Annotated in this window: 11 protein-coding genes and 1 pseudogene; 3 read left to right on the top strand and 9 right to left on the bottom strand. The window is 37.7% G+C overall.

Translation table 11 applies throughout. The features are described from left to right. Positions 1 to 68: 68 nt before the first annotated feature. Positions 69 to 1,010: a branched-chain amino acid transaminase gene (locus ACWIUO_RS03430; RefSeq protein ID WP_454176540.1), complete on the bottom strand. Its 942-nt coding sequence runs from the start codon at positions 1,008 to 1,010 to the stop codon at positions 69 to 71. Between the two features lie 84 nt (positions 1,011 to 1,094). Next, positions 1,095 to 2,552, bottom strand: a complete 1,458-nt coding sequence (locus tag ACWIUO_RS03425; RefSeq protein WP_454176652.1) for a DEAD/DEAH box helicase — start codon at positions 2,550 to 2,552, stop codon at positions 1,095 to 1,097. 251 nt (positions 2,553 to 2,803) lie between these two features. Between ACWIUO_RS03425 and ACWIUO_RS03420 the strand changes: the two genes are divergently transcribed. Together ACWIUO_RS03420 and ACWIUO_RS03415 are read left to right on the top strand one after the other, a co-directional pair. Continuing rightward, on the top strand, positions 2,804 to 6,562 hold the full coding sequence (locus tag ACWIUO_RS03420; RefSeq protein WP_454176539.1) for a type IIG restriction enzyme/methyltransferase: 3,759 nt from the start codon (positions 2,804 to 2,806) through the stop codon (positions 6,560 to 6,562). Between the two features lie 96 nt (positions 6,563 to 6,658). Next, positions 6,659 to 7,294, top strand: coding sequence for a hypothetical protein (locus ACWIUO_RS03415; RefSeq protein WP_454176538.1), 636 nt, complete (start codon positions 6,659 to 6,661; stop codon positions 7,292 to 7,294). A 258-nt stretch (positions 7,295 to 7,552) separates the two neighbouring features. Here ACWIUO_RS03415 and ACWIUO_RS03410 read toward each other — a convergent pair. Further along, positions 7,553 to 7,777, bottom strand: a pseudogene (locus ACWIUO_RS03410) (type II toxin-antitoxin system RelE family toxin); the annotation flags it as partial. Positions 7,778 to 7,998: 221 nt separating this feature from the next. Further along, positions 7,999 to 9,429, bottom strand: coding sequence for an SLC13 family permease (locus ACWIUO_RS03405; RefSeq protein ID WP_454176537.1), 1,431 nt, complete (start codon positions 9,427 to 9,429; stop codon positions 7,999 to 8,001). Positions 9,430 to 9,921: 492 nt separating this feature from the next. Between ACWIUO_RS03405 and ACWIUO_RS03400 the strand changes: the two genes are divergently transcribed. Next, positions 9,922 to 10,338, top strand: coding sequence for a DUF4156 domain-containing protein (locus ACWIUO_RS03400; protein WP_454176536.1), 417 nt, complete (start codon positions 9,922 to 9,924; stop codon positions 10,336 to 10,338). 334 nt (positions 10,339 to 10,672) lie between these two features. Here the strand turns inward: ACWIUO_RS03400 and ACWIUO_RS03395 are convergent, their stop codons facing one another. The 5 genes from ACWIUO_RS03395 to ACWIUO_RS03375 form a co-directional block, all read right to left on the bottom strand. Beyond that, positions 10,673 to 10,933, bottom strand: a complete 261-nt coding sequence (locus ACWIUO_RS03395; RefSeq protein ID WP_454176535.1) for a TauD/TfdA family dioxygenase — start codon at positions 10,931 to 10,933, stop codon at positions 10,673 to 10,675. Between the two features lie 118 nt (positions 10,934 to 11,051). Beyond that, positions 11,052 to 12,014 carry a hypothetical protein gene (locus ACWIUO_RS03390; protein ID WP_454176534.1) on the bottom strand — a complete coding sequence of 321 codons (963 nt, stop codon included), beginning with the start codon at positions 12,012 to 12,014 and terminating at the stop codon, positions 11,052 to 11,054. Between the two features lie 503 nt (positions 12,015 to 12,517). Beyond that, positions 12,518 to 13,117, bottom strand: coding sequence for a threonine/serine exporter family protein (locus ACWIUO_RS03385; protein ID WP_454176533.1), 600 nt, complete (start codon positions 13,115 to 13,117; stop codon positions 12,518 to 12,520). Positions 13,118 to 13,286: 169 nt separating this feature from the next. Then, entirely contained in the window at positions 13,287 to 14,294 is a 1,008-nt protein-coding gene (locus tag ACWIUO_RS03380; RefSeq protein WP_454176532.1) for a DNA adenine methylase, read from the bottom strand. Beyond that, positions 14,287 to 14,508 carry a hypothetical protein gene (locus ACWIUO_RS03375; RefSeq protein WP_454176531.1) on the bottom strand — a complete coding sequence of 74 codons (222 nt, stop codon included), beginning with the start codon at positions 14,506 to 14,508 and terminating at the stop codon, positions 14,287 to 14,289. The genes ACWIUO_RS03380 and ACWIUO_RS03375 overlap by 8 nt, the downstream gene beginning before the upstream one ends. Between the last annotated feature and the right edge of the window lie 283 nt (positions 14,509 to 14,791).

Below are 14,791 nucleotides of genomic sequence, written 5' to 3'. Positions count from 1 at the left end.
TTAGATTTTAGTTTATGCGTTTGCAAGGGTATCAATTTATAGCTAATATCTTGTTTTATCAATCTAACTTAATCAATAAAAGTAAGATAATGGGCGTATTTTGGATTCTCTCCATTGATGATTTTGTTAAACTCTGCTTGGAGTTTTTTGGTGATGACACCTGCCTTTGCTTCGCCACTTCGCACGCCTATGGGGTAGAAATCCACCTCTCTTATAGGCGTGATTTCAGCTGCTGTGCCTGTGAAAAACGCCTCATCAGCGATATAGACTTCATCGCGCGTGATATTGCGCTCCACCACTTCTATGCCTAAGTCGCGGGCGATTTCTATGGTGGTGGCTTGGGTGATAGATTCTAGCGTATAGTCGTGTGGCGGGGTGATGAGCTTGCCATCTCTAACGATAAAAAAGCACTCCCCGCTTCCCTCGCTCACAAACCCGCTCTCATCAAGCAACAACGCCTCCTCACACCCGCACGCAATCGCCTCGTATTTCGCCATTTGAGAGTTGAAATAATTTGCCGCAGCTTTTGCCTTGCCCATCGAGCTTTTCACAGAATTGCGCGCAAAAGAGCTCATTTTGACTTTGATTCCGTTATTTATGCCCTCTTCGCCAAGATACGCGCCCCACTCCCACGCAGCGATGGCAGTCTCCACAGGGGCGTTTGCGTGATACACGCCCATAACGCCATAGCCTAGAAAGATAAATGGGCGAATATAGACATTGCCTTTATAATCCGCCTTATTTGCGCGCAACAACTCAATGTGCGCTTGCTTTAGCTCCGCTAAATCATAGGGGCAGTTTATGCGAGCGATTTTTGCAGAATTTAAAAGTCGCTTGCAATGGTCATCAAGCCGAAAAATCGCTAGTCCCTTTGGCGTCATATACGCCCTAGTGCCTTCAAATACGGCATTTCCATAATGAATCGTATGGCTTAGGATATGCGTGGTAGCGTCTTTCCACGCGATGAGTTTGCCATTTTTCCAAATGTAGCTAGATTCTTTTAGTGCCATTTTTGCTCCTTTTATGTAGATTTTTGTTTTATTAAGATTTTAAGCCACTAGCAAACATAAGTTTAATACCCAAAATAATGCACGCTAGGAATGCTCGCTAGCGTTGCTATGCCTATGGTTTTGGTGGTTTTTTCTTGGCTTGTTATATGGTTTTGAGTGGCTAGACTTGCTAGAATCTTTTTTTGCTAGGCTAGATGATTGTGGCATTTGGGGGAGTTTTGGCATTTCTGTTTTTTCTAAATAATGCGTTAAAAGTTTTAGACAAAGCTGGCTTAGCTCGATTTCATTGCCTATGCGTGAATATGCTTCTATCGCTTCATTTGAAATTTTGGTTTCTAGCAGTTTGTTTAGCCCTTGTGCGGGGTCGATAGGCACTTCAAATAATTCTAATTTTGAGCCTACATCATCTTGGATTCGCTGCAATTCTTTATATTCTAGCGGGCTTACAAGCGTGATAGCAACGCCCTTTTTGCCCGCTCGCCCTGTGCGCCCTATGCGGTGGATATAGCTCTCTGGGTTTAGCGGTATATGATAATTAAACACATGGCTTACATTCCTAATATCTAGCCCGCGACTTGCCACATCGGTGGCGACTAGGATTGGCGTGCGTTTTTTATCGGCATTTCGTCCTTTAAATGCGTTTATCGCCTCTCGCCTAGCCCTCTGGTCTAAATCTCCGTGCAACGCCACAGAATCATATCCTTGTGCGTGCAAAAACTCATTTAGATTGTCCGCTTCTTTTTTGGTGCGCGTGAAAATGATAGATGAGGTGGGATTTTGCGTATCAAGCAGGCGGATTATGGCTTCATTGCGCTCATTTTCATTGATGACATAGTATTTTTGGGTGATGTCGTGGTTTGTTACTTCTGCGGGTGCGATTTTGATTTTGGTAGGGTTTATTAGCAGTTTGTCGGCTAGCTCTTGGATAGGTTTTGGCATAGTCGCAGAAAATAGCAACACTTGGATTTGCTCGGGCAAGTATGAAAAAATCTCTTCGATAGATTCTAAAAACCCCATATCTAGCATTTCATCGCTTTCATCAAGCACGATGATTCTAGGTGCGAAGTTGCGCAAGCGATTGTTTTGTAAATGGTCTAGCAATCTGCCCGGTGTGGCTATCATCATTTGTGGCTTTTTGTCTAAAAAGCTGATTTGGTGTTTGATATTTTGCCCGCCATAGACGCATATCGTGCGCGTGCGACAAAATCTACCTAGCTTAAATGCTTCATCGCTGATTTGGATAGCTAGCTCGCGTGTGGGGGTTATGATTAACGCTTCGATTTCGCCGTTATTTTGTAGATTGTGTAGTATTGGCAGGACAAAAGCTGCGGTTTTTCCTGTGCCTGTTTGGGCTTGGGCGATGACATCGCCACCTTTTAGCACGGCTGGTATGGCTTGGGCTTGGATAGGGCTAGGAGTGCCAAACCCAGCCGCTTGCACGCCCTTTAGCACGGATTTTTTAAGCCCCAAATCACCAAAACTTATTTGTTCTTTTTGTTCTTCCACTTTGTTTGATTTCCTTTTTATTTTATTATTTTTTATGGCTTGGCTAATGTTTTGGATTTGTAATTATACTTCTTCTCTCTTATAGTTTTATTAAATTGTAAGATAGAATTGAAAATATTGCCACAATCACAAGCTCTTTTTGTGCCAAATTCTAAAAATATCAGAGCGACAAATGCACTTATTATAAAAACCTTGAAGTAGTCAAATTTTGCTAAAATTCCACAGAATAATGCGTTAAAAAAACGATTTAAAACCACCATTGCAAAATCTAAAGGAGTTTTTTATCAATGCTTAAATTTAATCCCATTGCGCTAGAGGACATAAATGCTACCTACGCCCAAGAGCCATTAGAAAAGACGCATTTAAGCGAATTTGCAAACATTATCGCTTCATACCAATCAAGCGTGCAACACAAACTAGAGCAAAATCTCATATCCACCAAATACACCGAGCGCAATCTAGCAAGCAATGAGCTAGCGCAACTTTTTAATGCGTTAGGGTTTGAATGTCAAAGCGAGCAAGAAAGCGGTGCATTAAATGCAAATAGCGCGATTGATTTAGCCCTCATAAAGCGCGATACAAATGACACTTCAAACGCCACAAACGCGCATACAAAAGTCATCATAGAGGCAAAATTGCCCGAAAATCTAACCAAAAATAAGCAAATGTTTAGCCCAAGCAATGTGAATTGCAAGGCGTTGCACGAGGCGATTTTGTATTATTTGCGCGAAGTGTGGGAGAAGCAAAACTATGGGCTAGAATCTATCATCATCACGGATTTTACGCGTTTTTTTATTTTTAGCTACAAAGAGTTTGATAGACTTTTTTTAAAAAATTCCAAAATCAAAGAGGCATTTTCTCGCTACAAAAACGACACAAGCAGTTTTTATGCAAAGGCAAAAGACATACTTGATGTGGTTGAGGGGACAATATATGGAATCTACATAGATTTGGAATCTTTAAATTTTAAAAACAGCGACAAATCTAGCACGACAAACGCCAACAAAACGCAAAACACGCAAAACACACCAAAAGACGCAAAATCTATCGCCCAAAGCAACGCAAAATCTAGCCACCAAAATCTAACCCCCGCACTCAAAAAGCGCGTGGAGTTGCTTTGCAAGATTTTCCACAAAGATTTTCTTTTTAGCGAATTTAGCTTAAACAACCCGCTAAGCCCGCGATTTTATAATGAATTGCTCTATATCTTAGGGCTTGCTGAATACACCAAAAACGGCAAAATCCTAATCCTACCTAGCAAAGAGAGCAAAGAGGGGCGCAACACGCTTTATCACCTTATTTTTTCGCATTTGCAAGCCTACGACAAGGACAAAGCAAATGATTTAGATTTTGTGATGCAATATATTATTTTATGGCTAAATAGAATCTTATTTTTAAAACTCATTGAGGCAAATTTGGTGCGCTTTAATGATGATACTTCGCTTGCCTTCCTCAATAAATCTAAGCTAAAAGATTATCAAGCCCTCTCACATTTGTTTTTTGAGATTTTGGCAAAGGCGCATAATAAGCGCGATACAAGCTCGCCTTTGGCGTATCTCCCTCATCTAAATTCTAGCCTCTTTGAGAAGCAAGAATGCGAGGAAATCCTAGAAATCTCTATGCTTGATAATAACGCCACATTTGCCTACTATCCTACCACGCAAGTCAAAAAAGACGGCAAGACAAAGGCTGGGAGCGTAAATCTGCTTGATTATATATTTGAGTTTTTGGATAGCTTTGACTATGGTAGTGGGGAGGCAGGCAAAAATAATGCGCGAAATCGTGCGCGATTTGATGGATTTGATAGTGTGGAATCTAGCAATGTCATCGAGCAAAAAGAGCTCATCAAAACAAATGTGCTAGGGCTAGTCTTTGAAAAGCTAAATGGCTACAAAGAGGGGAGCTATTATACGCCAAATTTTATCACTAGCTATATGTGTCGTGTGAGTTTGGAGCAAGTCATCGTAGAGAAGTTTAACGAAGCAAATCCCAAATGGAATGCCAAAAATTTCGATGATTTGCGCGAGCTAATCCGCGATGAGCGCGAGAGGAAAGAGGATTTTAAAAAGATTTTGCGTGAAGTGAAAATCTGCGACCCGAGCGTGGGAAGCGGGCATTTCCTAGTCTCTGTGCTATGTGAAATGGTGCGCATCTATCACTACTTGCGACTAAGCGATGAGCTAAACGAATACGAACTAAAAATCGAAGATGATGAAATCATCATATATGTGGCGCAAGATAAAGTATTTGACTATCGCAAGCCAACTAAGCCAAACGACAATAACCAAACTATCCAAAAAACGCTCTTTCATCTAAAAAAATCCATAATCGAACATAATCTCTTTGGCGTGGATATAAATCCAAATTCTGTGGAAATCTGCAAACTACGACTATGGATAGAATTGCTAAAAAATAGCTATTATCTAACAAGTAGTGATGAGGGCTATGAGCCAGATTTAAGCGCGCATCGCCACCAGATGCAAACCCTCCCAAATATCGATATAAACATAAAATGTGGCAACTCGCTCATAAGTCGATTTGCCCTGCAAGATAGCCTGCGACATATCCCAAATATCGACAAGCAAATCAAAGACTACCAAAAGCTAGTCTTTGAGTATAAGCACTCTAGCCAAAGCGAGCTAAAACCAAAGAAAAAAGACATAGAATCTAAAATCCAAAATCTAAAAGCGACATTTCGCTTAACGCTCAAAGACCCTAAAACAAAGCAAGCCTTAGAAAAAGCGTTGAAAAATCATATCCGTGATTTTGGGAATTTTTTGCTTGATGATGATAGCCTGCTAGATGGGCTAAGCGGGCGAATGGGCAATCTTTTTGCAGAGACAAAACTAAATGAAAATGAGCAGGCAAAAGCAGCGATAAGCTATGCAAATATCAAGCTACTGCGCCATAGGCTAGATTCTGCTTTAAGTGGCGATGAGTATAAAGGCGCGTTTGAATGGAGGTTTGAATTCCCCGAAGTTTTGGATAGCAACGGGGATTTTATGGGTTTTGATTTAATCATCGGCAATCCGCCATATGGCAATCTCAACAAAGACTATCAAAAACAACTTATAGAATCAACATTTCCGCATTCGTATTTTGGCGAGATTAGCTCAAATTTTGCCGAGCTAGCACACAATCTTATCAAGCAAAAAGCGCGTTTTAGTTTTGTAACGAGTTACGCGCTTACTTTTTCATTGGCACAAAGCGGGCTTAGAAATCTTTTGCACTCAAACTACAAAAATATACAAATCTCATCGTATGATAGAGATGGCTCTCCGCAGTTTGACAAAATGTCTCAAAGCGTAAGCATTTTGTTTGCGCATTCTAAGGGCGAAAATCAAAAAGCGATTTTTAAAACGAGCAATTTTGTGCGACAAAAAATTCCGCACGAGGAACTAGAATTTAGCCCTGTGAGTGATTTGTTACTGATTGATAGTGAGCTAGGTAGCGATTTTGCCACAAGGCATAGAATCCCAAAAATTGGCGGGGAAAAGAATTTAGAGCTTTTGTGTTATTTCAAAAAGTTGCCACATAAACTTGGCGATTTGTTTGGTGGCGATGAGTCTCTATACATACGCACAAGCGGGAATTATTGGTATAACGCGTTTTTAGAGATTCCCTACCAAAGCACGGAAATAAAATCTTTTAGCGTGAAAAATAAATATTTTGTGTTTTGCCTTATCAATTCAAATGTGTATTATTGGTGGCTACGAATCTATGGGGACGGCAGGCACAATAACAAAGATATTATGGATAGTTTTAGATTGCCAAAAATGGATTTGATAGAAAAACATAATGATTTGTGGGAAAAATTAGCTTTGAATCATTGGGCTAAAATGCAAAGTGTGTTTAATGCGCAACATAACTTTTTTGCCACTTCGCAAATCAAAGATTGCGTGGATATGTTGGATTATCATATTTGTTTGAAAGTGTTGGGATTTGATATGAAAACTTTAAAATATATTTGCGATTATGATAAAAATATTCGCGGCGGATTGAAATGCAATTTTAGAAAATTAGAAGCAGAGCTGAAAGCTAAATAGAGGTTTTAGAGTGTATAATTTGGATTTAAAAGAAATTAAGACAATCCAAAACTAAAAATGGTTACAATCTAGCGCGATTTGACAAAAAGGGTAAATATGCAAGATTTTAAAAATTTTAGCATAGATAAAATTCACACATTATTTTCCAAAAAGCGAATCCTAAGCTATGATAGCCCAAATCAGCATTTTGAAAACTTCAAACTTATCGCTTCAATCAGTGAAAATATAGGAATCGCAGAGGTTTTATTACGAAATAAAATTGACTCTATAATGTGTGCCAATAATATAGCTTGGCTTGATAGCGTGCCTAGAGATACAGCACTAGAAATGCCAAAAGAGCCAAACCCCACCCACGATAAACTTGTATCTATACAAAGTTTGGGATTTTGGGTAAAAATCGCAGAATGCTACAAAATTGAAGGCAGACTTTTTGATAAAGCATTTTTGGATAGTTTAGACTTCAAGCGATACTATGTGAAAAATACAAACAAATTTAAAAGTGGTTTTAAGCTAAGGCGTTATCATAAATCTAGGTTGTTATTGCATTTATTACGCAATATACGAAATCGCGCTTTTCATTTTGAGAATCTCTACAAGCTCAATAATAACAATCAACCAAGACTAAATGCCTGTATCTACGATGATAGCAAAATGACAATATGTATCATAAATATAGATAGTGCCAAAATCCAAGTATTTTTGAATGATTTAATATATGAGTTGTTAAAATGAAGTAGGGTGAAAATATGAAAGAAAAGAAAGGGTGGGGAAAACGGCTCCCCCTAAACGAGTGAATTGTGCCACAATAAAACTTAAATATTACTTAAAGCAAACGCATTACTTGATACAAAAATCATTAGTTCTGTATCAAAAATGCCTTAGCAAAACACTTATAGAGAAAATCAAAAATCTTGTAGATAAGATTTTAAAATTTAATCCGCGTAAAATATGTGCAACCTATCTTGCAATGAGTTTTGCAATGCGTTTTGTTTAAAATCGTTGTGCTAATGCCTCATACACGGCGTTATTCTCTCTTTTCCCCACCACAAGCACAAGAATCACTAATCTCTCATCAACAATCTCATACGCTAGCCTATACCCAAGCGATTTTAGCTTGATTTTATAGACATTTTCAAAACCTTTTAGCTTATCTTTTGGCACTTTTGGATTTGCTAATCGCTCTTTTAGTTTATTTTTAAACTGCAAACGCACACTAGAATCTAGCTTATTTCATTCTTTTAATGCTTATGTTTTGTAAAATGCTAGGCTAGTTTCTATCTAAAATCTGCCTAATAAAAATCATAAAATAATACTAAAAGACTTTTTAAATTTTAAACTACTGCAAAATCTTGCTTGTAAATTTTTTAATCCACACAAAAATCCACGCACAAAATCCAAAAACTAAAACAAAACCACGCAAAAATCTAGCCCCCAAACTACAAAAACCATCGCCAATACAGCATCGCAAAGGCGATGAGAAGCACGATTCCAACCCCACTTAGGCAAATCCCAAAGCGGAACATATCCCAAATCTTTATCCCGCCCTTGCTAAAGACAATCGCATTTGGAGGCGTAGAGATAGGGAACATAAAGCTAAAGCCCACGCAAATGGTGGCAATAAGCATCACAAGGCTTTGCATTTGGGGGTCTAAAAAGCCCTTTGTAGAGGCAAAAATGATGGAGAGCAAAATCGCAATAAGCGCGGTAGAGCTAATAAACATACTCAAAGTCAGCACAAGCAGGCACAAAAGCAGGATAAACACAAGAATAGGCAAACTTGAAAGGTAGCTAAAAATCGGCGCAAACGCGCTCCCCAAGCTCATCTCCGAAATCGCCATAGCCACGCAAAATCCCGCCCCAAACAAAAAGTTAATCTCATAGGGAATCTGCTTAGAATCTTCCCACTGCAAAAAGCCCAACTTTGGCACAAACATAAGCAGCCCAAATAGCAATAATACCGCGTTTTCATTTAACCCTAAGCCGTCATAAAAGGGCTTAATGGGCGAATTGAGTAGCAACAAAAGCAGCAAACAGCCAAGCATAACAAGCAATCGCTTATGCGCAAAACTCACGCTGATTTCTTTAAACACCTCGATTTGAAGCGTGTCATTTGGCAAGCCAAAAGAGAGGATTTTCACCATTGCATAGAGCATTGTGATTGTAAGCGGGAGCATCATCATAATCCAAGTCATAAAGCCGATACCCTCAAACCCAACCGTCTCTAAAAAGCCTATGAAAATGAGGTTTGGAGGCGTGCCAATAGGCGTGGTAATCCCGCTAATGCTCGCCCCAAACGCCACGCTAAGCAAAAAGCGCGTTTTTAGAATCTCATCGTTTGACACGGACAACGCCACAGGGATAAGCAATAGCGCAACGGTGGAGTTTGATAGCGCACTGCCTAATGCCACGCTCGCCACGCCAAGCGCGGTAATCACGCCCTTTGGCGTGGGAGGGAAATGGCTTAGGAATGATTTGGCGATGATTCTATGAAGCCCGATTTTTTCCACCGCAGTGGCGAGCATAAACCCGCCCAAAAATAAAAAAATAATGGGGTTTGCGTAGTTGCTCGCGGCGGATTTGACATCTAAAATCCCAAAAGCTGGGAAAAGCACGATAGGCAGAAGAGAGACTATGCCAAGAGGCAGGGCTTGATTTGTCCATAGGATTATAAGCAATGCGAGAATCCCCACAAACGCGCCCACCTGCACGCTCGCATCAAAAGAAAAAATACTCACAAGCGCAGTGATAATCGCGCACAAAATCGCAAACGCAAGCCCAAGAGAAATAGCAAACGCGCCTTTGAGGGCAAATTTTGCGCCGTGTTCGTTGCGTGCGTTATGCCGATTATTACGCCATCTTAGACGCATACTGCTCCTTTTGTGATTTGTGAGGTATTGCTTGTTTTTGTGTTTTGATTTTGTTGATTTATGTCGCAGATTTTATGATTTTGCAAAAAAACAAAATTATAGCAATATTTTTTATGCTATATAGGTGTTTTGTGGTGCGATTGGCAAACATTGGCAAAACAAAGGCGAAAATCTTAGAATAGATTTTAGGGTAGGTATTTTTGTTAAAGTTATGGGTTAGTGCGCATTTTTTTAAGACTGCTTGCAATGATGATTTGTTATTATCTGGGCTTTCTTGTTTTTTTGTTGGTTTTTTGCAAAACCTAACCACAACAAAAATGAACTAATACAACAAAAACACAAAATCCAAATATTAGTAAAAAATTGCAAAATCTGTATTTTCATATTTAGATTCTGTTTTTTTTTTTTTTTGTAGTATCGTTTTTGGCATAAAGATTTTGTAGCTTATTTATAGCTTGTCATTTATGCTAATTTTCATATTAAGGGTAGTTTATGGATAAGATAAGTATTTCAATCAGTATTGCTTTGGCTGTGATTTTGCTAAGTGGGTGTTGTAGTTTTCAGCCTACTCAACTTGTGAGCGGTGCTGAAAGTGTGGAGTTAATAGGAAATTCTACACCTCAAGGTAATTGCAAAAAACTTGGCGAAGTGCAGGGTTTTGCAAACAGCGATTGTAGCGGAATCCCTCTAAAAGAAGTTTCCCTAAAAGATATTAAAACCTCTGCAATAAATGATTTAAAAAATAACGCATTTGCGCTAGGTGGCGACACGGTAAGTATTATCGCTTCTGATGGCGGATTTCGTAATGCTGGTGGGAGTATGATAAATACGGGATTTGGATTTGGGTATGTCGCTAGCGATAGTGTGGGCGAATATCACATTCAAGGTGTGGCTTATAAATGTAAGTAACAAATGTATTGTTTTATCATTATGAGCAACATTATGAGAGATTTTAACGATAAAAAAATAAACTAAATAGATAGCATTTATGTCCCATAACGCAATGGGATTAAATTTAAGCATTGATAAAAAACTTCTTTTTACTTTAACAACGCTACCAACGCAAGCAGTGGTATGCTTAAAAAATAATTGTGTTTATGCGCAAAGTCGCCAAAGAATGCTTTGCTAGTGAATTATTGCTAATAATACGAGGTTTAAGTAATATGGGCGAGACAGAATTTTATAATGTCAAATTGTGTAGTGATTGGGGTGCGTATTTATTGTTATATTGGCAAAAAACATTTTAGTTGTTTGGTAAAGAAATGTGTGTTCTATATAAGACTCTATTCGATGTTTCACTAATAGCATTTCTACCATGCAAAACGCTTGTATTGTCAATGACCAAAATATCACCTTTTTGTATATCAATTACTATTTCATCTTGATTCTGTATAAAATCACGAAATTTTTTCAAAATAATCGCCTGAGATTCTGTATATGACTCCAGCTCCAGCCACGGAGCATAATAAAAATTATCATTTTTTAACAATGGAAATTCACCCATATAAAACCTTTTGTATATTGGATAGCGTATAGGAATAGTTTTAAGGATTTCTATCTCATTATTTGTAAAAAACTTTTTAAAACACCTCAAACTTTTTAAAATAATTTTTCCATCTTTCTTATCCTTCCTGTTCTTGACAAAACCAAGCAACAATATCAACATCATTGGCATCCGTATGTAACGGCATTGCGCGATGGCTATTGAATTTTCTTGGGCTAGTTTTATCTATTTCAATCTTTGTATAATTTATGACAATCCCTAATTGTGAAGTAAAAATATGATATTCATCAAAATCCAAGCCATTGCTGATTAGATAAAATCCATTTTTCTCTAAGTTTTCTTGTGTCTGTTTTAGCAAATTGTTTATTTTTTCATCATCTACCTTTTTTGTTCTAAATTTTGGCATATACACCATTTCAGAAACAAGATCAAAAATAATGTTTTTAATTTGCTTAAATTGTAAAGAATTGGAAAGAATCTTATATGGCATATTGTATAACAGAATGTTTTCTGATATAGGGAACTTTTTTCTGTATTCAGAAAAAAATAAGGCGTGTTCAAAAATAATATCCTCCGATTCTTGGTTTGTTTGTTCGTATTTAGGCGTTGGCACATGATGCACAAAATAACCAACATTATCGAGACACCAAGATTTATACTCATACGAATATATTATAAAATTATGCCAATATTTATCCAAAATAAACGATAACATACTTTTGTGTTTTGTTTCCAGCCATCTTACAAATTCTGTATGCAATACTAATGGATACTTACCAAGAAAATCGAGTATATATTGATTGATATTCATATTTTTTAAATCTTGTATTGTTCTTTGACAAATTTCGGGAATCCTATAAGTTTTTTTATAAAAGTTTTTTCCTTTTTCATTGTCATGTTCTATAAAAAAGAAAGTTTCATCAATTAGTTTATCTACATCTTTTTTGTATTTTAAGAGCAAAGATTTATCTAAAACCAAATCTTCAAGCTTGAAACTTTCTGTTCCAGCAAATTTATTGACAGCAAGGCTAAGGTATCTTAAAAAATCATCTCTGCTGTTTATTGTTTTTAGTTTTAGCACTATCTATCCCAGCCACAATCATTACAATTACTGTGACATTGATTGCATTCATTTTTTTCGTCCTTAAATAGATTTATCAATAGAATATTGTATTTTTTCTCTATGGCTTTAATTATTTCTAATCTTTTAGCATTTTTCATAACTACTCCTATCCAAACATATCTTTAAATTTCCGCATTATGCGGATATATGGAACTATATCAAAATTTTTTTAACATATTAAGCAATGATTATGTCTAATGTGATTATTTGGTTCAACTCAACTTAAACGAATTGCTTCTTAGCAGTTTTAGCAATATTTTATACAAATATTGCTGTTTAATTTTTGCATTATATCTAAAACTATGCTTCGTTTTAGATGAAGCATCAAATTCTATTTTTTGTTTTCTTTAAACTCACCTAATCTATACCTAGCACAACCTTAAAGATTTTTAATGCCATTGATGTGATTTCTGCCCTAAGTTGTTCTGAGTCAATATCAAACCGCTAATAATCAAAAATATTTAATGCTCCCGTATTTTTAGCCGTTTGATTCCGCGTGTCATCATAAAGCTTTGCTCATAAAAGATTGAGAGCACGACAAGAGTGCCAGCCACAAGGCAGAGCGAGACGGAGAACATAATCATAAAATTATCAAAAAAACTAAGCAGATACTCTAAGCGCGTGGCATCGTCCCTATGCTCGATAAAATTTAGCAGCGAAATGATGCTTTGATACCCGTATTTGCCCGGAAACATCGGCAACAAAGCAGGGAAAATCACCACTTCAATCGGGGCTTTTAGTCGTTTGGCGACAAAAGTGCCTAAAAGCCCGATAAATAGGCTCGCCACAAAGCTCGCCCCCGCAAAGCTAAGAGCCCCACTCTCCATAAGATAAGCGCGCGAAGTATGCCCCACTGCGGCAAAAACCCCGCTCCACACAAGCGTTTTAAGCTGTGGATTTAGCCCGTAGCAAAAGCCAAAGCCCGCCAAAAACGCGCAAATAAAATGCCCGATAATCTCTTGGGTAAAAGAGCCTTGCAAAATCTCGGTATGCAAAATCTCCAAAATCTCGCTATGATTTCCCCAAAACTCCGCAACCGCGCCGTGCAAATTCAAATCCATTTGTGTTTCCTTGTAAGTGTTATTTTGCTCGCTATTTTACTCACGCTTTTTTGTTTTTTTGCAACATTGCGCAAAATTGTGTTTAAATTTTAAAATCTTTTCATTTTTTTGCTTTATTTTGCGTGATTTTAGATTGTTGCATTATGCGTTTTGCCCTAACTTTTAAAATTTAAACCACGATTTGCTTGTCAAAATCCAAACCAAGATTTTCTTTGCTAATGCGATTTTGGCTTGCCTGCATTTGCCCTGCCAAATCATCAGTGCATTTTGCTAGCGTAAAATTGCTAATCAAAAGTTCCTTGCCTTTGGGGGCATTTTGGCTATTGACATTATTCATACCATATTGCAAATCCCACTCTACCAGACAAAAATCCCCATACAGCTCGCGGATAAACGCGCTATTATCATAAGTTAGCAAAAATTTATGCTTGGTGGATTTTAGATTTTGGCATAATTCATTGTGGTTGAAAGCCGTGTGTAAAATGCCCTTTTTGCCGTAGAGTTTGGATTTGCTCGCGCTAAAATATGGCGGGTCTAGGAATACAAATACGCTTTTATTGTCGCTAGGTTTGCCCTGCAAAAACCCAGCATAATCGCTATTTGAAAAGCAAAAATTCCCCAAAATCCCTTGCGTTGTGCCTAGTCGCTCCACACTGCTTGGCGTAAAGCGACTTTCAAAAGCCTTTTGGGAATACCCGCCACTATCGACAACGCCTGAAAAAGTAATGCGATTTAGGATAAAAAAATCGATTCCACGCGTGAGTGTGTCTAGGGGAGATTCTCGCCTAGAGAGGATAAAGCGATACAAATCCCTGCCGTTTTGAAATCTATTTTTTAGCTCCAAAATCCCGTTTATTAGCTCATTTGGGCGCGTTTGCAAACTCTGCCAAAAGCAAAACAGCTCAGAATTTATATCGTTGGCATAGATTTTGGTTTGCTTATAGCGTGGATTTTGCGCGAGATAAAGGCTAAAAGAGCTACCACCAAAAAACGGCTCTCTAAACTCATCTATGTCCTTTGGCAAAAATTTCGATAAGAATTTGATAGCGCGAGATTTGCCTCCGGGATAGCGCAGAGGGGATTTTATCAATGTTGATTTATTGTGAGATTTTGTGCGTGGTTTATCACAAGATTTCACGCTAGAATCGATACAATCATCAAACAAAGAATTACTCATTGTTAATCCATATTTCAAAATTATTGCTTTTGCATTCAAGATTTAAGAGTTTTAGCATAGTGATTTGCGCGTTTGAAAAATTGTGTTTAGCGATAAATGTTTTTGCATTCTCGCTTGGCAGAGAAAATCTAGAATCTAGCACGCCCGAAGTCAATCGCAACACAACCTTAAACCTATCAAAGTGCTTAGTTAGATTGCGGATTTCTATGCTCATTTTGTCCTTTCTTTATTTTGATTTAGATTTGTGAATCTTTTGGGTTTGTGATTCCAAAATATTCGTTGATTTCATCGTGTGAAATATCGGGGAAATATTCTATTTTGCCATCTTTTAGATTTTCACTCACATTCTTTGCAGTATTTTTTGATGATTTTTTCCACTTCGGCGTTGTATTCTTTGGATTCATAGATTTCTATGCAAGGGATTATGTGGGTTAGGTTGCCAAACACCATTTCTTTTTTCGCTTTTTTTACATAGTCAGCAAGTTCTCTTTGTGCAG

This window comes from Helicobacter sp. T3_23-1056 (genome assembly GCF_053654535.1).
Note: the sequence above shows the minus strand (reverse complement) of the source record. Positions and strands in the feature narration are given on the sequence as shown.